The following is an 18971-nucleotide window of genomic DNA, read 5'->3' as shown; positions in this document are numbered from 1 at the left end:
GATCTTTGTTGGCGTGGGACCCGTTCTGGTGGGTGTCGCCGCGGCCGCGGTGCTGCGACGCTGACCGGCGGACCACGGTCGTGCTCACCTGCGGGTGATCGTGATGCGGTCGCCGATCCGCAGTGGGCCGTGACGCTGGACCGCGCCGTAGGCGCCGACGCAGGTCAGTTCGCCGAGGTCGAAGACCGGGACCCGGTTGAGCCGGGCGGCGGTGCGGAGCACATCCGGGTCGTCGGGCAGGTCGGCTCCCTGGGCGAGGGTGGGCACCGCGCAGCGCGGGGTGGGTGTGACGATGCGGATCTCGGCGTGGCCCGCGACGGTGATGGTCCGGTCCTGCCAGGTGTTCTCCGCGAAGGGTGCGGCGTCGTCCAGGTGCACCACGAGGTTCGGGCGGAACCGTCGCGGGTCCATGCGGCCGCCGGGGTGCCGCCGGGCCAGGGCGTCGAGGGTGGCGGTGGTGATCACGTGGACGGCAGCGTAGTCGACGAAGGTGTTGCCGGGGGTGCCGGCCGCCAGGCTGCTGTGGGTCATCGTGCCGGCGCCGGGCTCTGTCGGCGGGGTCAGCCGCTCCATGCTCGCGTCCTGCGGGAGGGTGGCGGTCAGTCGCACGGGGCGGCCCAGGACCCGCGACAGTGCGCGGTCGGCGGTGGGTGCGTCGGTGTGGATCTGTTCGCCGTCGGGGCAGGTGATGACCACCCGGCCGGCCGGCTCGTGCCGGGCGGCCATCGAGAGCAGGGCGCGCCACCGGCGAGGGTTCTTCGCGCTGGCGACCAGGCCGGTCTCCTCGTCGAGCACGGCATGTCGGCGGTCGCCCTCGAAGCCCGAGGCGTCCAGGTGGGCTTCGGTGAGGTCCTCGCCGCACATCGACTTGACCGGGTACCGGCCGAGCCACACCACTTCCCCCATGACTCCCCCTGTGTCCGCGCCGCCCAAGATATCCGATTTCGAAGATCGGGAATGGGCGGGGCCGCTCCTAGCCGACCGCGGACGGCTGCTGCATGACCACCCGATTGCGGCCGTTGCGTTTGGCCTCGTACATGGCGGCGTCGGCGTCACGGACCAGTTGGCCGAAGCCCTGGGTGCCCGGGCGGCAGGAGGCCACGCCGATGCTGGCGCCGATCGTCGTCGTCTCCGGGCCGACGTCGAACGGGGTGGCCACCGCCGCCAGCAGGCGGGCGGCGAGCGGCTGCGGATCGGTGGTGGTCAGCACCGCGAATTCGTCGCCGCCGAGGCGGGCCACCACGTCGTGCGGGCCGGCGGCGGTCAGCAGGCGTTCGGCGACTTCGGCGAGGACCCGGTCGCCGCGCGGGTGGCCGTAGGTGTCGTTGATCGGTTTGAAGCCGTCCAGGTCGATGAGCAGGATGGCGACCCGGCCGGGGGCGCCGGGCAGCAGCGCCTGTTCGGTGCACTCCTCGAAGCGGACCCGGTTGGCCAGGCCGGTCAGCGCGTCGTGTTCGGCGCGGTAACGCAGGTCGTCGACGAGGGCGGACAGTTGGCGGGTGAGGCGGCGGTTGTCACTGATGATCAGCATCTGGCGGAGGACGACGAGGGCGGTCAGGGCCATGCTGAGGGTGGCCAGGACCCGGTCGAGGTGGCCGCCGGTGGCCAGGATGGTGACGCCGGTGCCGAAGGCGAGCAGGAACGGGACGTACGGGAGATAGGCGCGGGGCCGTCCACCGTCGCCGATCCGGGTGACCCCGTGCAGCTCGTCGCGGTGCGGGGCGCCGACCGCGAAGGCGACCCAGGCCAGTAGCCAGAGCAGGTCGGGCAGGCTGCCGAAACGGTAGGTGCCGGCGATGGTCTGGTAGGTGTACACACTGTCCGCGGTGAACTGGACGATCATGCCGAGGGCGGCGATCTCCAGCGGGACCCGCAGCGTGGCGCTGCTCTCGGCGAGCAGCAGCAGGACCAGGCTGATGATCACCACGTCAGCGGTGGCGTAGGCGACCGTGCCGACCCCGGCCGCGCCGGATCGATGCTGCGGCCCCAGCGTGAGCGCCCACACCACGAAGAACAGCGACATGCCGATCATCAGCGCGTCGAACAGGGTGCGGATGCTGGCCGACGGGCGGCCGACCAGCAGCACCGCGGCGGCCGGTGCGGCCACGATGGTGGCGCTGAAGCCGAGGTTGGCGGCGACCCCGATGGCGGCGGTGCCGGTCCGCCAGCCGTCGGCGAGCCAGAACAGTTCGCCGATCGCCCAGCCGGCCCCGGCCACACTCCAGGTGATCAGCCCGGCCCGGATCCGGCCGCGGGACCGTGCCGCGGCGCGGGCCCAGAGCACCGACACCAGGGCCCCGATGCCGGCCAGGGTGGACTGGCTGATCCGGCCGGCGACCACCGGCGGGATCGGCAGCACCCGGACCAGCAGCACGTACAGGGCGACGAACAGGATGGCCGCCAAGCCCGCTGTCCGTCGCTTCCGCACCATGTCCGCAACCATCGGACCGGCGGTCGCCGACCTTAGGGTTAGGTGAGCTGCAGCGGGCGGCGCCGGGCCCGGTTCCACCGCCGGGCGGACAGCGTCCAGCGCAGCATGGTGCGCGGGAGTGCGCCCTGGGTCGCCATGTGCAACAGGTATCGCCAGGCCGGGTACTCGCCGCGCCGGTTGGACAGGGCGTAGGAGAACCGTTTCGCCGGCAGCCCGGCGTAGTCCGGCATCCGCTCGAACCATCCGCTGCTGGCGTGCGCGGCCCGCTGCAGCGGGGCCAGCGCGGTCTTGCGCCGATGCTCGTACTGCTCCAGCGCGGCCGGCAGACCCTGCGGCGCGGTGTCCAGGGCGTCGGCGAGCGCCATCGCGTCCTGCATCGCCAGTTTCGTGCCGGAGCCGATGGCGAAGTGGGTGGTGTGCGCGGCGTCGCCCATCAGCACCACGTTGCCGTGGTCCCAGCGCCGGGTGGTGACCCGCCGGAAGTTCAGCCAGCCGCGGCCGGCGTCGTCGAGCGGCTGCCCGTCGAGATGCCCGGCGAAGATCTCTTCCAGGCGGGTGTTGCCGGCCGCCGGGTCCATCCGGTCGAAGCCGAGGCCGGCCCACGTCTCCGGGGTGCATTCGACGATGAAGGTGCTGGCCCCGTCGGCGAACGGGTAGGCGTGGTACCAGATCCAGCCGGCCTCGGTCTCCTCGAAGCCGAAGGTGAAGGTGCGGAACACGTGCGGGGTGCCGAGCCAGATGTACCGGTTGCGGCCGGTTTCCACCTCGGCGCCGAAATGCTCCGGATCGCGGTCGCGGATCCGGCTGCCGGCGCCGTCGCACGCGACGATCAGGTCCGCCGGCGGCAGCATGGCGACATCGGTCAGCTCATCCTTGTAGTGCACGTCGACGCCGAGCTCGGCGGCCCGCTCACCGAGGATCTCCAGCAGCCGGTGCCGGCCCAGGCTGAAACCGTATCCGCCCAGGTGGGTGACGGGTTTCCCGGCGGCACGGACCTCGTACTCGTCCCACTTGTAGGCGGCGTCCCAGATCCGGGCGGCGCTGATCGCGTCGTACCGGAAGAGATCGTCGAGAAGGTCGTCCCAGAAGACGACGCCCCAGCCGTAGGTGACGCCGGGCGGGTTGCGCTCCAGCACGGTGATCTCGCGGCTCGGGTCGGCGAGTTTCGCCAGCACCGCGAAGTACAGACCGGCGGGGCCGCCGCCGACGCAGGTGATCCGCATGCCGCGCTCCTAGCGGTAAGAGGGGAAGGTGCCGGTCAGGTCCGCGGGGTCGGCGCCGGGCCGCTTCCGAAGGACCAGTCGGTGGTACGCCGTAGGGTCGGTGACCACGCGCCAGGTGTGGAACGGGTGGCGGCTGGGTGAGAACCCCGCCTTGTACGAGAACAGCGAGTCCTCCCCGCCGCCTTTGCCCCCGCCCAGGTGGAAGATCCGTGCGCCGCGCTCGGAGCACCACCGCCGCACCGAGTCGTACAGCAGCTCGTCGGCGTACCGTCCCCGCGCGCGGCGGGTGGAGGACACGTATCCGGTGGCGATCCCGTCGTACTCGAAGAAGGTGTTGCCCCCCACCACCTCGTCACCCTCCAGCGCGACGGCGAGGTGCATCCGGTCGCCGACCGCGTCGTGCAGGGCGGCGAGGTGCTCGTACGTGAAGAAGTAGTAGTCGGCCGCGCCGACCCGGCGCATGTTGTCGTGGTAGACCTCGACCCAGTCGGCGAGCCGGCTCCAGTCGTCGAAGACGATCCGGGTGCCGGCGCGTTTCGCCCGGTTGATGTGGTTGCGGTGGTCGCTGCGGGTCTGCCGCCACATCTCCTCGACGCTGACCGTCAGGTCCATCGACACCGTCTCGCCGTGCCGGACCAGCGCGCCGGCCTCGCCGAGCACCGGCGACGGCGGGTCGAGCAGCGGGTGCATCCGGACGAACAGCGAGACGATGCCGGCCTCGCGCAGCGTCTCGGACAGCGCCGCGCAGGCGGCCCGCCAGAACTCGGTCTCGTGCGGCGCGGCATCGCTGACCGGGCCGGGATAGCCGTACGGCGAGAGCGCGTCGCGCCGGTCCGCATCCGGGATGTCGCGCAGGATCAGCGGGATCAGCAGCCGTCGGGCGCCGCGTTCGAAGTGGAACGCGGCCGGCGTGCCGCCGTACAGCCGGGCGTCCAGCACGACGTAGTCGGGAACGTGGTACATGTCGTGCCGGACCTGCTGCAACGTCTCCTTCCACTCCCGGGCCGCCGGATCCAGCAGCGATGCCGTCATAGATGTCTCCTCACGCGCGCAGGATCTTCGCATTCAGCGCCATGTTCGCGGCGAACTGGTCGTTGACCACGCCGTACGACTCCAGGCGGTGCTGGACGTCCGCGTCGTAGCGGCCGAGTTTGACGAAGCCGTCGGCGATCCAGCCGTTGTCCATCCCCGTGCCGTCCACGTATCCGTGGTACGTGGTGCCGCCCGGCCAGATCACCTTGGTGAGCAGGTTGCCGAACGCGGTCATGTCGGCCGCGTTCCAGGTGGTGCCCTGGTCACGGGCCTCCACCACGTACGCCATCACCCCGTTGCCGTGCCCCACGTCCTGCCCGGGCCGGCGGGTGGAGCCCCACACGTCGTTCCAGAAGTACGCGGTCGGCTCGACCGGGTTGCGGATCATCTGGTTGCGGATCCGCCCGCCGATCGTGGTGTACACCTGCCGATACCGGGTGGCACGGGCGGTGTCCCCGGTGAGCCGGCCCAGGTTCAGCGCGATCAGCGCCCAGTGCGCGGCCATGTGGGTGCGGTCGCGGTAGATGGTGTCGGCGGCGCCCCGGTTGTACCACTTCTCGAACACGTCCACCTCGGCGAACGAGAGCAGCCGAGCGTGCCGGGCGCGGTAGCCGGGGTCGCCCCACACCGCGGCACTCTGCCGCATCGCGGTCAGCAACTGGGTGCCGTACCGCCAGAAGTAGCTCTCGTAGAGCGGCACCTCGTCGCCGTCCTGCCCGGACTTGCTCGACGCCCAGCCGCGGTACCGGTCCCGGAACGTGCTGCGCGTCAGCGACGTGGACGGGGCCGCCGAGGCGACCACGTTCTCGACGTAGGCCAGCGCCCGATCCAGGTAGCGGGTGGCGCCGGTGGCCCGGAACATCGCGACGTTGCCGTCCAGCGTGTACGCCAGGTCGTAGTGATCCTGGCTGTCCCGGGAAAGGCTCAGCGGCTGGGCGGTCGCCGACTCGTAGTCCCAACTCTGCTGGAAGACCGCGGCCCAGTGGCTGACCGGTTTCAGGGCGCGCCTCGCGGCGGGCGCCGCGGCCGGCGGCTGGGCGGTGATCGGCATGGCGTTGCACGGCCGGGCGGAGCTCTCGGCCACCGTGGCGGCGACCGCGATGCCGGCACCGGCCAGCAACAGGGTGCGCCGGGGAATCCTATTCACGTACCTACCGCCTCTTTCACACGGGCGGGCTCGGCGGACGGGACCGTCCGGGCCCGCGACACCGCGGCCGCGGCGGCCATCGCGGCGAACGTCCAGGCCAGCCGGGCGTCGTAGTAATCCCCGGAGAAAAGGCTGCTCAGCGCCACGAAAACGGCCGCCGCCACGGCGAGCCCGGTGGCACGGGGAAGGGCTCCGCCGCCGCGTACGGTCCTCGTCCACAGTATGAGCGCGCCGGTGAGCAGGCCGAGGCCGATCAGCCCGCCCTCGGCGGCGACCGCCAGCACGTAGTTGTGCGGATACTCCACCATCTGATTGACGCCGATCAGGCCGTAGAAGCCGTCCAACCCGGCACCGGCCAGCGGATGGTCGGTGAACATCCGGATCGCGGCCGCCCAGATGTCGGTCCGGTCGGACAGATACTGCTCCTGGACCGTCTGCTGGACGAACCGTTCCTGGAACAGGCTGGTGAACTCGGGCGGCGCGGCGAACCAGATGACCAGGCCGGCGGTGAGCAGGAAGGCGCCGCAGGCCAGGACCGGGCCGGCCCTGAGCCGGCCGCGGATCTTCGCGAGCGCGACCAGGCCGACCGCGCCGCCGGCCATCAGCCCGGCGCGGGAGCCGGAGAGCACCGCGGCCAGCAGGAACAGCGGCGTGACCAGGAGCGGGAGCAGCCGGCGGGTGGACAGGAACATGGCGATCGCGCTGATCACCCCGAGGATCTCGATGCGGACGAAGACGTTCGGGCCGCCGCCGAACGCGGAGTAGCGGCCCTGCTCGCCGGGGCCGTTGATGAAGATCGCGGCGAGGGCGAAGACGATCGCGGCGAGCCAGAACAGCTGGAAGGTGAACAGGATGGCACGCTCCGGGTCGCCCAGCGTCCAGTAATAGAAGGCCAGGATGAGGACGGCGAGCAGGATCAGGTCGACGGTCTGCGGGCCGATGCGCGCGGCCGGTGGGGACCAGAGCGCCGAGGCGATCTGGAACAGGAGGAAGATCGAGGCCGCGACCAGCCAGCCTTCCCGGCCGACGCGCGGTTGCGGCCGGCGCCGGGCAAGATCGATGAGGAGTACGACGAGGGCCACCGCCACGCCGATGACCCGCAGGTCGACCCACGCCAGATCGGGGAAGCCGGCCCGGTCCAGGGTGAAGCGGCCGCCGATGCCGATCAGCACGAGCAGCAGGCCGGGGGCCAGGAAGATCCGCCTCATCGGCGGTCCCGCACGGCGTAGGTGCTGAGCAGGGCGAAGAGCAGGCAGGCGCCGTACCCGGCCAGCGAGCCGTAGGCCGCCCCGAGGATGCCCCGCCGCGGGATCAGCAGCAGGTACACCGCGAAGCTGACGACGAACCCGACGATCTCGGCGACCGACACCAGCTTGCTGTGCCCCTTGGCGATCAGCAGCCCGAGGCTGACCCGGGACACCGCGTACAGGCCGGCGGCGACCACCAGCGGCAGCACCACGTCCCGGGCCGCCGCGTACTGGTGCCCGAACACCGGGACGATCAGCAGGTACAGCGCGCCGGCCACGAACGGGACCACCACCAGTGAATACACCGCGACGGCCAGCACGATCGGCCGGGGCCGCAGCGAGCCGTCCCGGTGCGCGGCGCGCCAGTGGCCCAGCCGGGAATCGGCGTACGCCCGGATCGGCCAGGCCAGCAGCTCGGTCATGGTCGCGACACTGGTGTAGAGGCCGAGTGCCGCGGTCGACGCCAGCGCCGGGATGACCAGACGGTCCACCCGCAGCATCGCCATGTTCGAGATGGCCGCCGGGAACAGCGCCAGGCCCTCCCGGCGGACCTGACGGTTCAGGTCGCGACGGGCCGGGGCGGCGTCCGGGTCGGGCGGCAGGCGCAGCCAGATGATCAGGTAGGCCAGGGTGGGTGCGGCGCCGGCGAAGACGTACGCCAGGAACCAGATCTCCGGGTGCGAGGTGTGGTGGACGTAGAGCCCGATCAGCATCGCCAGCAGCAGCACCGACTCGAGCACCCGGCAGATCATGAAATCCCGGACCCGGCCGACCGCGATCGCCACCGACCGGCTGGCCAGCGCCGACGCCTCCACGACGGTGTACACCGCGAGCAGCGTGACGATCATCGGGCCGGGGCTGCGGTGGTGCGCCGCCGTGGCGGTGAAGAGCACCGCCACGGCCAGGCCGATCGCCGACGGCAGGAGCAACAGTTTCGCGTACGCGCGGACCGCCGGCCCCGGTGCCACATTGTGATAGCCGGCGACGAAGCTGCGCTCGGTGCCCAGCAGCACCACCTGGGTGGCCAGATAGACCACCTGCAGCATCAGCGCGACCTCGCCCCGGTGGGTCGGGGTCATCGAGCGGACCATCAGGATGTTCGCGGCCAGCGCCACGGCACCGGTCAGCACCTGGGACGCCAGCAGCTGGACGGCGGGCTCGCGGACTATCGCTTTTTGCCGGGTGACGTCGGCGGCGAGCTCACTCACCGTCCGTCGGCTCCTCTGGCTCCGACGTCTCGCCGGCCAGCGCCGCCTTCACCACCCGGGCGCGGCCGCGGACCACGCCTTTCGCGATGGCCGGCTCCGGTTCCTCCAGCGGGATCAGCTCGTCGGCCGGGGCCACCCGGGCCGCCGTCGCCCAGTGCTCACCGGTCGGCAGCTTGCGCGGCAGGGCGTTGAGTACCGCTCCGGCCAGCTTCGCGCCGATCCGGGTGAGCAACTCCACCGACTTCTCCACGTCGGCGGTGCGGGTACGGCCGGCCCGGACCACCAGCAGCGCGCTGTCGGTCACCCGGCCGAGCACCGCGGCGTCGGCCGGCCCGTTCAGCGGCGGCGCGTCGAGCAGCACCACGTCGAACTGCTCGGTCAGGGAGCGCACGGTGGCCGGCAGCCGGGGCGAGGCGAGCAGGCCACCCGGGTCGGGCACCTGCTCCCCGGCCGGCAGCACGGTGAGCCGCCCGTTCAGCGACTCGTGCAGCACGTCCGGCACCCGGGCCGAGCCGGCCAGCACCTCGGCCAGCCCCGGCGCCGGGTCGAGCGACAGATAACGGCCGATTCCGGGCGTGCGCAGGTTGGCGTCGACCAGGACGACCCGGGCCCCGGTCTCGGCCAGCGCGATCGCCAGCCCGCAGGAGACCGCTGTGGTGCCCTCCTTGCGGCCCGGCCCGGCCAGCAACAGTGCCCGGCCGCGCGGGTTGCCGCGGGCGCCGTCGGTGATCCCCGGCAGCACGCTGCGCAGCCGCCGGAACGCCTCGGCGAGCGTCTGGTCCGGATGATCGCCGCGCCCGTGCCGCCCGTCCAGCGAGATCACCCCCACCGTGCCCAGGCCGAGCCGGCGCAGGTCGTCCTCCTCGGCCACGGTCCGGCCGGCGGCCTCCCGGATCGCCACCGCGATCGCCCCGAGCAGCAGGCCGAGCACCGCGGCGAAGCCGGTGTTGCGGGCCAGGTTGCCGGGCTGACGGGTGGTTTCGGCGTCCTGCAGGATGGAGATGGCCGCGGCCGGTGTGCCGTCCGGGTTCGCCGGGGTGATCTGCTTGGCCAGGGTGACCAGCACGGTCGCGGCGGTGGTGACGATCTCCCGGCTCCGCGCCGCGGACGGGTCGACGGCCGCGATCTCCAGCAGGTCGGTGCCCTCGCTGACCTGCGCGGACAGGCTCTGCCGCACCTCGTCGGCGGTGATCTGCCCGGAGCCCAGCCGGGCGACCACGCCCTGGGCCACCCGGGGGCCGGTGAGCAGGGCGATGTACGAGTTGAGCCGGCGCGCCTCGGCGTCCGGGTCACCGCCGCCGGCCGAGGCGAACAGGATCATCGACGACCGGTAGGCGGCCGGCGCGCTCAACGCCAGACCGGCCGCGATGCCGGCGGACAGCAGGACCGGGATCAGCAGCCAGAGCCACCGGCGGCGGCAGGCGCGGGCGTACGCACGCAGTTCCATGGATCCCCCGTTCCTCTAGGACTGCCCGGACAGCACGGCCCGGCCGGCCGCCGCGCGGCGCGTGGACCGCTCCAGCACCGCCTCGAAACGGTCGAAGAGCAGATCCCGGGAGAACCGCTCGACGGCCAGCCGATGCGCGGCGGAGCGGGCCCGATCCAGCCAGTCCTCATCGCGTACCCGGGAAGCCATCAGATCTCCGGCGGCGGCCGGATTGCCGGGGTCGAGCACCAGCCCGGCGCCGGTGTCCCGGAGCAGGTCGGCCTGCCAGCCGCCGTAGTTGATGGCGATCGGCCGACCGGCCGCGAGCGCGTCGAAGAACTTGTTGGCCGAGTTGTCCCACAGCCCGCGGATCGGCCGGACCATGCTGGTCGACATGGTCGCGGCGCCCAGGATCACCGGCAGCTCCGACTTCGGCACCTTCTCCCACATCCGGACGTTGCGGTCGAGCAGCCCGAGGTCGGCGGCGAGCCGTCCGGTGCTCTCCCACTCCCGGCCGTGCCCGACGATCAGCACCTGGATGTCCGGATCCCGTTCACACATCCGGGCGGTCGCCCGGACCAGGTAGTCGACCCCGTTGACCGCGCCCAGCGCACCGGTGTAGACGATCAGCGGCCGGTCCCCGAGCCAGCGGTGGTCCTCCCGGAACCGGCGCACCGCGGCCGGGTCCACCGCGAACAGGTCCATGTCGGCGGCGTTGGGCACCACGGTGACCGGGGCGCTGGGCCGGCGCCGGTTCACCCCCATCGCCATCCCGGGGGACAGGGCGATCACCTCGGACGCGTTGCGGTACGCGAAGTTCGCCAGCGCCCCGGCCAGCCCGCGGGCCACCGGGTTGCGCAGCGCGCCCATCTCGATCGGCACCTCCGGCCACAGGTCACGGACCTCGAAGACGAACGGCACCCGGCGCAGCCGAGCGGCGAGTACGCCGGGTACCGCGACGGTGAGCGGCGTGCTGGTCGCGAAGACCAGGTCCGCGCTGAGCCGGGTGGCCCGCGCCGTGGCGAGGACCATGAACTCGGCGAAAGCGCGCAGCCGCCGCGCGTACGACATGTGGTTGTTGTAGGGGACCCGGAACCAGTGCACGGTCACCCCGTCGTCGTGGGTGACCTTCCAGCCGAGCCCACGCTCGCCCGGGGTGATGTCGGTGGTGATCACGTCGACCGTGTGCCCCCGGGCCACCAGCCGTCTCGCCTGCTCGTAGGAGCGGATGCCCCCGGCCATCCGGGGGTTGCAGTAATACTGGTGGATGTAGACGACGCGCATCCGCCGTCATCCCTTCTGCTCGGCGGCAACCGAGCGGACGGCGGCCACGACACGTTCCCGGTCGTGCCCGGAGAGGGCGGAACCGCTGGGCAGGCACAGCCCGCGGTGGAAAAGATCGGCGCTGACCTCGCCACCGCGCATCACACAGTCGCGGTAGACCGGCTGCAGGTGCATCGGCTTCCAGGTGGGCCGTGCCTCGATGTGCTGCGCGGCGAGCGCGGCGACGATCCGGTCGCGCAGCCCGGTGGTCGCCACCAGCAGGCAGCTCAGCCACCAGTTCGGCACGCCGTAGCCGGCGACCGGCTGGAAGCTCACCCCGGGCAGGTCGCCGAGGGCGGCCCGATAGTGCTCGAAGGTGACCCGGCGAGCCTCGATCATCGCCGGCAGCCGCTGCAGCTGACCCCGGCCGACCGCGGCCAGCAGGTTGCTGAGCCGGTAGTTGTAGCCGACCACCCGGTGCTCGTAGTGCGCCACCGGCTCCCGGGCCTGGGTGGACAGGTGCCGGGCCTGCCGGGCCACCGAACCGTCGTCGGTGACCAGCACCCCGCCGCCGCCGGTGGTGACGATCTTGTTGCCGTTGAAGGACAGCACCCCGGCCAGCCCGAACGACCCGGCCGGGCGGCCCCGGTAGGTCGCGCCCAGCGCCTCGGCGGCATCCTCGATCAGCGGCACCCCGTACCGGTCGCAGGCCTCCAGGATCGGCCGGTAGTCGGCGCACTGCCCGTACATGTCGACGGCGATCACCGCGCGGGGCAGCTGACCGCGGACCGACCGGCCGCGCAACTCGTCGGCGAGGATCTGCGGGTCGACGTTCCAGCTCTCCCGGGTGCTGTCCAGGAAGACCGGGCGGGCGCCGAGATACATCACCGCGTTGGCGGTGGCCGCGAACGTGAACGACGGGATCAGGACGGTGTCGCCACGGCGTACCCCGGCCGCGATCAACGCCAGATGCAGGGCCGCGGTGCCGCTGCTGAGCGCCACCGCGTGCCGGACGCCGACCAGCTCCGCGCACTTCTGCTCGAACGCGTCCAGATCCGGGCCGACCGGGGCCACCCAGTTCGAGTCGAACGCGTCCAGCAACAGTTTGCGCTCGACGTCGGTGACGTCCGGCGGGCTGAGGTAGATCCGCGGCTCAGTCATGGACCCGGGTCCGCACCGCCATGATCGGCCAGGCCGGATGCAGCCCCTGCCGGTGGATCCACATCGGGGAGTCGCCGGTGTGCATGGCCGGCCGCCGGGTGCTGGCGAAACTGCGGTAGCCCGCCTCCCGGGCCACCCGCACGTCGCGCTCGGTGTAGTCGACCGCCGGATTGCCGTACGGCGCGGCGAAGTCCAGCACCGGTACGCCCAACTCGTCCTCCATCTCCCGCTTCGAGTCGGCGATCTCCCGGCGCGCCTCCCGCTCGTCCTGGTCGGCCAGCCGGTGGTGGGTCAGGGTGTGCGAACCGAAGCCGAATCCGGCCTGCCGGATCTCCCGGCAGTCCGCCCAGGACAGGTTCCCGGGCTGGCCGACCAGCCCGGTGGTGAGGAAGAACATGGCCGGCACGGACAGCTCCCGGAGCACCGGGACGACCACGTCCCGCCAGCTCAGGTGACCGTCGTCGAAGGACAGGCAGAACATCGGACCGGTCAGCGGGCGGTCGCCGGCCAGCACCGCGAGCGCCTCCTCCCAGCCGACCATCGGGCCGAGCCGGCGCAGGGTGCGCAGGTGGTGGCGGAGATCGTCGGCGTACTCGGGCAGCACGTCGTGGTAGAAGGGGAAGTAGAGGCCGGGGGCGCTGGGCAGGCGGCGGAACAGTCCGGCCGGGGCGAGCACCCGGCCCTGTGCCCGCGGCCGCGCCCGGAGGCGGCTGCGTATGCCCAACTCGTTGAGACGTCGCTTGATCGCCGTCGGCGGCTCCATGCCTTTACCCTGGCAAATGGACGAGCGGGCGCGGCAGTAGCAATTGTCACGCCGAACGCGAGGATCACTCACGTCAATTCTCGAATGGTCGTACGGGCCCTTGCGGAATGGCCGTCCGGCCGGGCATCATCCGCCTTCGACGCCTAATTCGATCGGGGCGAGTGATGCTTCGTCTGCAGCGGGTCGAGCCGGCTCCGGCCGTCCACGCCGACCGTGCGACCTACCCGGACCGCCTTCTCTTCCACACACCCGAGTGGCTCGCCTTCGTCGCCGAATGCCAGGGCGCCGAGCCGGTGCTTGCCACCGTCAGCGATGGTGGGGTGACGGTGGGTCACTTCACCGGGCTTCTCGTCCGCCGCTACGGTCTCCGCATCCTGGGCAGCCCGATGGCCGGCTGGACCACGTCCTACCTGGGTTTCAACCTCAAACCCGGAGTGTCGCGCCGGGACGCGCTGGGCGCGCTGACCCGATTCGCCTTCGACGACCTCGGCTGCGCCCACCTCGAAGTCCGTGACCGGGGCGCCACCGAGGCCGATCTGGCCGGCACCAGCCTGCGCTGGGACGCCGCGCCCACCGCGGTGATCGACCTGCGGCCGGGCGAGGACGCCCTCTTCGGCGCGATGGCCAGCGCCTGCCGGCGCAATATCCGCAAAGCCGCCAAGTCCGGGGTGACCGTCGAGGAAGCGGACGCCGACCCGGCATTCGCCGACGAATTCTACGACCAATTGCGGGACGTTTTCGCGAAACAGAATCTGGTTCCCACCTATTCCGTGGAACGGGTCAAGTCGTTGATCCGACACCTCGCCCCGGCCGGCCGGATCAGCCTGCTGCGCGCCCGTGACCCGGCCGGCCGGTGCGTCGCGACGGCGGTCCTGCCGTGGGCGCACCGGACCATGTACTTCTGGGGTGGGGCCAGCTATCGGGAACACCAGCACCTGCGGCCCAACGAGGCGCTGATCTGGTACGCGCTGCGGTGGGCCAAGGCGCGCGGGGTGACCGAATTCGACTTCGTGGGAGGCAACCCGTACAAGGCCAAGTACGGGACCACCGAGGTGGCGGTGCCCTGGGCACGTCAGTCGCGGTCGCCGCTGGTGGCCACACTGCGGGACACCGCCAAGCAGGCGTACGCCTGGAAACAGCGAACCGCCGCGCGGCTGACCCACCTGCCCCGCTAGGAGACCGCGACCAGCCGGCGGTCGGTTCGATTGCCGGTGATCAGCTTCCGGTCGTCAGGAGCTTCCCGGACGGTCCGTGGCTGGTTCGTCGGTCACGGGGCGCTGATGGTGCGCCTCCGGGGTCCGGTGCCGCTGGCTGCGCCCGCCGTCGGCCGGATCCTCGGCGATGATCGGCGGCGGCGGGGTGATCGGACCGGTCGGGCGCAGCGGCTTCCCGGTCGTCGGCGGCCGGTAGGGCGGCAGGTTCGGCAGCGTCGAGCTCACCGTTGCGCTGGGCGGTCCATCCGCCGGGGTCCCGACCGCGGTGGCGGAAGACATCCGCACCGGGGGCGTCGAGGACGTCACCGACTCGACCGTCGGGGACGCCCAATCACCCACCGTGACCGTCACGGTCGGACTCCGCGTCACCGGGGACTTCGATCCGCTGCTTCCCGTGTCACCGCAGCCGGCGGCCAGCCCGGCGACCGCCACCAGTGCGATCACAGCGAAGTCGACACGCTTGCGCATTACCGGCCCTCCGGCCCCCAGCAGCAATCCGGCGGCCAGTGTCGCACGCTCCCACCGTTCCGGCGATTCCCGTTTCGGGTCGACTTTCCCGACTCGTCACGCCCCTCTCGGCCCGTCATGCCCTTCCCGGCCCGTCATGCCCTTCCCGGCCCGTCATGCCCCTCCCGACCCGCCGGCCCCGGACCGGGCTGTCCGGTGCCGGGCTTGCCGGTATCGGGTGGCCGGTTGCCGTGGTTGTTCCTCCGGGAGAATGACGATGGGTGTCCGCCCGAGGGGATGCGGGGACGGGCCCGCCGATCCCCTCCGGCGGCGGGCCCGTGCCTCGGGGTCAGCGCTTGGCTTCGGCGACCGCCTTGCGGACGACGTCGGTGCCGGCGGGCGTCGGGGCGCCGCCGAACGGGCCGTACGGGGTGACGTAGACCGGGGTGTCCCGCTGGGTGCGCCAGTTCTCGGCGAGCGGGCCGACGTCCACCGCGTCGTAGCCGATCTGGTCGAGGAACTCGATGACCACGAGCTTCGCCGCGGAATCGTCACCGGCGATCGGCAGCGCGGTCCGGTCCGCCGCGCCGGAGGGGCGCCCGAGCTGAGCCAGGTGCCCGAACCAGATGTTGTTGAAGCCCTTCACCACCTTGCTCTCGGGAAGGTGGCGCTGCAGCAGCTCCCCGGTGGTGCTCTCATCGCTGTCCAGGGCCGCGATCTGCCCGTCCCGCTCCGGGTAGTAGTTGTTCGTGTCGATCACGACCTTGCCCGCGAGCGGCTCCACCGGAACCTGCGGGTAAGCCTTCAGCGGCACCGTGACCACCACGATGTCGCCCGCCGCGGCCGCCTCCGCCGCCGTAGCCGCCCGCGCCTTCGGCCCGAGCTCGCTCACCAGGCCCTGCAGCGTCTCCGGCCCGCGCGAGTTGCTGAGCACCACGTCATACCCGGCGGCCACCGCAAGCCGCGCCACGGTGCCACCGATGTTCCCACTGCCGATGAGTCCGATCGTCGTCATATCAGCGCGAACCCCACCCCGCCGGTCCCCGATTCCACGTCGTGACGGGCGGCACATTCACCATTCGCCGCGGCCCGCCCGTTGACCACCGTCCGCGCGTTTCCCGGCCGCCGCTGGCTCGCCCGCCGCTCGCCGCGGCCTGTTCGCCCGCCCGCTCGCCGCCGCCCACCCGCCGCCGCTCGCCCGCCGCTGGCTTGCCCGCCGCTGGCTTGCCCGCCGCTGGCTTGCCTGCCGCTCGCCGCGGTCTGTTCGCCCGCCCGCTCGCCGCCGCCCGCCCGCCGCCGGCCGCTCGCCGCTGGCTCGCCCGCCCGCTCGCCTGGCCGTCTGCTCGCTCGCCTGCCCCCGCTCACCGCCCGTCCGTGCACCCGCGCCGTTCGCGCGATGCGTTCGACCGAGTACGTCACGGCGGAGCGGTCGGATGGAACGTCCGGAGGCGGGCGTTCCCGGTGTCCGCTCGCCCCTGAGTAGAAATTGATCATGGGTCATGCCGGCTGCGGATCAGCGGAATTGGTTCACAGCAGCCCATCGCGAGGCCAGGTGACACACATGGACCTGCGGTCGGCCGCGGGGTGGTTACGGAAACAGGCGGTGGGTGGCGCGGGCCAGCTCGGCGTCGTATTCCTCGCCGGGGAAGTGGAGGCTCGGCGGAGGTTCCGGGGTGGTGTGGCCACGCCAGTCATGCCAGGTGACCTGATCGGACTCCGGGTCGCGGACGATGGTGACGTAGAGGGCACCGCAGCAGCCTTCGGTGCACCAGGCCTCGGCAAGCTGCACCTCCTGTGGCTCGGGGTCGGCGCGTAACTGGCCCTGGGCCAGGAGGAACTTCGGCGGGTTCGGTGGCCCCCGGTGGAAGGCGGCGGGGATCACCGGACGGCCGTCGACGACGATCCGGGTTTCGGCCGGCAGACCCTCGTCCGGATCGGCGGCGACCACCCGGATGTGAAAGCCGGTGGGCGGCACCGGCTCCCGCCGGACATCGAAGGTGGACGGCCCAGGTCCGTGACCCACCGGGAGACGACCGGTCAGCGCGGCGACCAGACTTTGCCGGTCGCCCGCGAACCTGTCCGGGCCCGGAGTGCTGTCACTGCCGGCACCGTGGACGGCTGGGCTGCCGGTATCGGCGATTCCCTCAGCCGCCGGGTCCCCGGTGGACCAGTCGGCGCACGCTATCCGGCCGGTGCTGAGTTCGGTGGCCAGCTGGGCGATCAGGGACCAGCGCGCCGGGGTGCCCGGCAGGTGCGGGGCATGCCGGGCGACCGCGCGGGCCAGCCGCACGAGCTGGTGGAACTCGTCGAACCCCCGGCTGTAGTCATGCGGCCGGCCGAGCCGAAGAACCAGACGCGCGGCCCGTTCCCAGGTCTCAGCCGATAGCGAAGCCGCGGACAGGGCAGCCGGAGACAGCGAGGCCGGGGCCGTGGGCGCGGCGGGTGGTGGTGCGGGACCGGCGAGCGTGGGATCGGCGGCCGGCGGAGCGGGGGTGGGCGGAGGCGGCACCGCTCGCAAGGGTGGGGTGGTGGTGAGTTCGGCGGCCAGGTCGATGACGTCGATGGCGTCGCGGGCCAGGGGGGTGACGCCGCGTTCGTCGGCGGCGGCGCGGGCGCGGAGCCAGGCGACGGCCGGTGGGTCGGCGAGGCGGCAGAGGGCGCGGGCGATGAAGTGGCGGTGGACCCGGGAGGAGCGGTCGGCGAGCCAGATCAGGTCGGTGGAGGCGCCCAGCGCTTCGAGGGCCGCGATGGCGGCGTGGCTGAGTGGGTCTAGGCGGCCGAGGAGGCGGATCGGCGCGGCGTCGATCGGCTCGCCGGCCTCGGCGAGCATGGCCAGCCCGGCCTGGGCCGGGAACAGCTCGGTGGCGGCGCCGATCAGGCACCGGCCGGTCAGTCGGATCCGCTCGCGCATCCCGTCGTCGCCGGTCAGCAGCAGCCGGCGCAGGGTGGGACGCAGCTCGCCGGCCGGCGGTTGCTGCGCGGCCAGCGCGTCGTGGAACTGCTGCAGCCGGGCGATCGCATCCGGCGCCGCGAAGTACGCGTCGAGGAGCGCCCGCAGCCCCGGCCTGGTGGCACGACCGCTCGGTGCGGCAGACCCCGGCGAGGTCGCGGCAAAGACCACCCCACCGGGCAGCGGCGCGTCCACAGGCGCCCCGGGCGGCCGCGTGCCGACAGGTGTTCCGGGCGGCTGCGTCCCGGAGTCCGGCGACGTGCCGAAGCGGGGCGACGTGCCGAAGTGCGAAGGCGTATCGAGGTGCGGCGGTGTGCCAGAGGGCGGCGCCGTGTCGAGGTGCGCTGGTGTGCCGGAGCGCGGCGCCGTATCGAGGTGCGGCGGTGTGCCGGAGCGCGGCGCCGTGTCGAGGTGCGGCGGTGTGCCAGAGCCGACGTGCGACGGCGTATCGGAGCCCGGCCGCATGCCGAGGTGCGACGCCGTGCCCGACCGGGTCCCGGGCGGCGGTGTGCCGAGGTGTGTCTCGAGCAGGGGAGTGTCCGGTGTCGCGGCGTGCAGGCGGGCGGCGTGGGTGAACAGCGGGATCGCGGGATCGAGCGTGACCCGCTCGTCTTCCCTGCTCATGGTCGTGGAGGTGGCTCGTTTCGCTGGCTCATACGACGAACTGTGTCATCCGCCGATCGCGGTCCGCAACCACCCGCACCCACCTGTGGACAACCGTTGTGCCCCACCGGGGGATCACCTGCCCCGCCGGGGCGGCAGGACGCCGCGCACCGTCCGCCGGGTGTCGCGCCAGGCCAGCCAGGCCGTCCGCAGGCGCGGGGAGGCCACCCGCTGCCCCTGGCGGCGGGCGCGCAGCTGGGCGATCAGCCATGGCGGCCCGGCCGCGGCCGCCACCGCCGCGCTCTTGGTCAGCAGCGTTCCGTGGATGAGCGAATGCCGCCCCCGGGCCATCGAGGTGAGGGCGAGATCGGCCATCGCCGGGTCCAGGAAGATCCACGGTCGATGCCCGGCCCACGCCCAGTATCCGGTGAGTTCGGCGTGGGCGGCGGCCCGTACGTCGTCGTCGCTCATCGCCGCCAGCAGCTCACCCGGTGCCCGGCCGAACACGGCATATCCATGTCGGACCAGCTCAGCCCGGGTAACGCCGGACAGGATGCGCCGCACCAACCGCCCGTGCGTCCACGTGGGATGGTCCGCGGTCGGGTCGGCCAGCCGGTCCGCGGGGACGTAGACACAGCCCAGTTTCAGCGCCGGGTCGCACCCTGCGTGCACCGCCGCGATCTGATCCGGATCGGGCTCGGTCGGCACGATCGCCACCAGGTCGAGGTCGCTGACCCCGGTGAGGTAATCGCCGGTCGCGAGCGAGCCGGCCACCAGCAGGTCGCTTGCCCAGCCGGCGGCCGCCAGCCGGCGGCCGAACTCCGCCACTTCGCGCATACGCCATTGTGCCGCGGTG

General features: G+C 72.5%; 16 protein-coding genes. 1 reads left to right on the top strand and 15 read right to left on the bottom strand.

All coding sequences use genetic code 11. From position 1 onward, the window contains the following. Window positions 1–84: 84 nt before the first annotated feature. From ACSP50_RS27640 to ACSP50_RS27590, 11 genes are all read right to left on the bottom strand, one after another. Window positions 85–906, bottom strand: a complete 822-nt coding sequence (locus tag ACSP50_RS27640; RefSeq protein ID WP_014692604.1) for an MOSC domain-containing protein — start codon at window positions 904–906, stop codon at window positions 85–87. Between the two features lie 67 nt (window positions 907–973). Beyond that, complete coding sequence (locus ACSP50_RS27635) at window positions 974–2431, bottom strand: GGDEF domain-containing protein (RefSeq protein WP_080128030.1); 1458 nt, start codon at window positions 2429–2431, stop codon at window positions 974–976. Between the two features lie 38 nt (window positions 2432–2469). Continuing rightward, complete coding sequence (locus tag ACSP50_RS27630) at window positions 2470–3654, bottom strand: FAD-dependent monooxygenase (RefSeq protein WP_014692602.1); 1185 nt, start codon at window positions 3652–3654, stop codon at window positions 2470–2472. A 9-nt stretch (window positions 3655–3663) separates the two neighbouring features. Continuing rightward, entirely contained in the window at window positions 3664–4686 is a 1023-nt protein-coding gene (locus ACSP50_RS27625; RefSeq protein ID WP_014692601.1) for a GNAT family N-acetyltransferase, read from the bottom strand. Between the two features lie 10 nt (window positions 4687–4696). Beyond that, the gene (locus tag ACSP50_RS27620) at window positions 4697–5833 is read right to left on the bottom strand and encodes a hypothetical protein (protein WP_014692600.1); all 1137 of its coding nucleotides are present in this window, start codon (window positions 5831–5833) and stop codon (window positions 4697–4699) included. Further along, on the bottom strand, window positions 5830–7041 hold the full coding sequence (locus ACSP50_RS27615; protein ID WP_014692599.1) for an O-antigen ligase: 1212 nt from the start codon (window positions 7039–7041) through the stop codon (window positions 5830–5832). The genes ACSP50_RS27620 and ACSP50_RS27615 overlap by 4 nt, the downstream gene beginning before the upstream one ends. After that, complete coding sequence (locus ACSP50_RS27610) at window positions 7038–8288, bottom strand: polysaccharide biosynthesis C-terminal domain-containing protein (RefSeq protein ID WP_014692598.1); 1251 nt, start codon at window positions 8286–8288, stop codon at window positions 7038–7040. Before ACSP50_RS27610 ends, ACSP50_RS27615 begins: the two co-directional genes overlap by 4 nt. Continuing rightward, a complete protein-coding gene (locus ACSP50_RS27605) occupies window positions 8281–9735 on the bottom strand; it encodes a polysaccharide biosynthesis tyrosine autokinase (protein WP_014692597.1) in 1455 nt (484 codons plus the stop codon). Before ACSP50_RS27605 ends, ACSP50_RS27610 begins: the two co-directional genes overlap by 8 nt. A gap of 15 nt (window positions 9736–9750) precedes the next feature. Continuing rightward, the gene (locus ACSP50_RS27600) at window positions 9751–10998 is read right to left on the bottom strand and encodes a glycosyltransferase family 4 protein (RefSeq protein ID WP_014692596.1); all 1248 of its coding nucleotides are present in this window, start codon (window positions 10996–10998) and stop codon (window positions 9751–9753) included. A 6-nt stretch (window positions 10999–11004) separates the two neighbouring features. Then, entirely contained in the window at window positions 11005–12138 is a 1134-nt protein-coding gene (locus ACSP50_RS27595; protein WP_014692595.1) for an aminotransferase class I/II-fold pyridoxal phosphate-dependent enzyme, read from the bottom strand. After that, on the bottom strand, window positions 12131–12901 hold the full coding sequence (locus tag ACSP50_RS27590) for a polysaccharide deacetylase family protein (RefSeq protein ID WP_014692594.1): 771 nt from the start codon (window positions 12899–12901) through the stop codon (window positions 12131–12133). Before ACSP50_RS27590 ends, ACSP50_RS27595 begins: the two co-directional genes overlap by 8 nt. Window positions 12902–13065: 164 nt before the next feature. On the opposite strand from ACSP50_RS27590, the gene ACSP50_RS27585 reads away from it, so the two are divergent. Further along, entirely contained in the window at window positions 13066–14076 is a 1011-nt protein-coding gene (locus ACSP50_RS27585; protein ID WP_014692593.1) for a GNAT family N-acetyltransferase, read from the top strand. 54 nt (window positions 14077–14130) lie between these two features. Here ACSP50_RS27585 and ACSP50_RS27580 read toward each other — a convergent pair whose 3' ends face one another. From ACSP50_RS27580 to ACSP50_RS27565, 4 genes are all read right to left on the bottom strand, one after another. Continuing rightward, entirely contained in the window at window positions 14131–14583 is a 453-nt protein-coding gene (locus ACSP50_RS27580) for a hypothetical protein (protein ID WP_014692592.1), read from the bottom strand. Window positions 14584–14911: 328 nt separating this feature from the next. Continuing rightward, window positions 14912–15577, bottom strand: a complete 666-nt coding sequence (locus ACSP50_RS27575) for an NADPH-dependent F420 reductase (RefSeq protein ID WP_014692591.1) — start codon at window positions 15575–15577, stop codon at window positions 14912–14914. Between the two features lie 573 nt (window positions 15578–16150). Next, window positions 16151–18136, bottom strand: a complete 1986-nt coding sequence (locus tag ACSP50_RS27570; RefSeq protein ID WP_014692590.1) for a hypothetical protein — start codon at window positions 18134–18136, stop codon at window positions 16151–16153. A 114-nt stretch (window positions 18137–18250) separates the two neighbouring features. Continuing rightward, window positions 18251–18952, bottom strand: a complete 702-nt coding sequence (locus tag ACSP50_RS27565) for a hypothetical protein (protein WP_014692589.1) — start codon at window positions 18950–18952, stop codon at window positions 18251–18253. Window positions 18953–18971: the final 19 nt, after the last annotated feature.

The organism is Actinoplanes sp. SE50/110 (assembly GCF_900119315.1).
Taxonomy (GTDB): Bacteria; Actinomycetota; Actinomycetes; order Mycobacteriales; family Micromonosporaceae; genus Actinoplanes.
Note: the sequence above shows the minus strand (reverse complement) of the source record. Positions and strands in the feature narration are given on the sequence as shown.

Bases quoted from the DNA above. Each gene is read 5' to 3' on its own strand.
- ACSP50_RS27640 (WP_014692604.1), bottom strand. From the start codon at position 906: ATGGGGGAAGTGGTGTGGCTCGGCCGGTACCCGGTCAAGTCGATGTGC.
- ACSP50_RS27635 (WP_080128030.1), bottom strand. From the start codon at position 2,431: ATGGTGCGGAAGCGACGGACAGCGGGCTTGGCGGCCATCCTGTTCGTC.
- ACSP50_RS27630 (WP_014692602.1), bottom strand. From the start codon at position 3,654: ATGCGGATCACCTGCGTCGGCGGCGGCCCCGCCGGTCTGTACTTCGCG.
- ACSP50_RS27625 (WP_014692601.1), bottom strand. From the start codon at position 4,686: ATGACGGCATCGCTGCTGGATCCGGCGGCCCGGGAGTGGAAGGAGACG.
- ACSP50_RS27615 (WP_014692599.1), bottom strand. From the start codon at position 7,041: ATGAGGCGGATCTTCCTGGCCCCCGGCCTGCTGCTCGTGCTGATCGGC.
- ACSP50_RS27605 (WP_014692597.1), bottom strand. From the start codon at position 9,735: ATGGAACTGCGTGCGTACGCCCGCGCCTGCCGCCGCCGGTGGCTCTGG.
- ACSP50_RS27600 (WP_014692596.1), bottom strand. From the start codon at position 10,998: ATGCGCGTCGTCTACATCCACCAGTATTACTGCAACCCCCGGATGGCC.
- ACSP50_RS27595 (WP_014692595.1), bottom strand. From the start codon at position 12,138: ATGACTGAGCCGCGGATCTACCTCAGCCCGCCGGACGTCACCGACGTC.
- ACSP50_RS27590 (WP_014692594.1), bottom strand. From the start codon at position 12,901: ATGGAGCCGCCGACGGCGATCAAGCGACGTCTCAACGAGTTGGGCATA.
- ACSP50_RS27585 (WP_014692593.1), top strand. From the start codon at position 13,066: ATGCTTCGTCTGCAGCGGGTCGAGCCGGCTCCGGCCGTCCACGCCGAC.
- ACSP50_RS27580 (WP_014692592.1), bottom strand. From the start codon at position 14,583: ATGCGCAAGCGTGTCGACTTCGCTGTGATCGCACTGGTGGCGGTCGCC.
- ACSP50_RS27575 (WP_014692591.1), bottom strand. From the start codon at position 15,577: ATGACGACGATCGGACTCATCGGCAGTGGGAACATCGGTGGCACCGTG.
- ACSP50_RS27570 (WP_014692590.1), bottom strand. From the start codon at position 18,136: ATGAGCAGGGAAGACGAGCGGGTCACGCTCGATCCCGCGATCCCGCTG.
- ACSP50_RS27565 (WP_014692589.1), bottom strand. From the start codon at position 18,952: ATGCGCGAAGTGGCGGAGTTCGGCCGCCGGCTGGCGGCCGCCGGCTGG.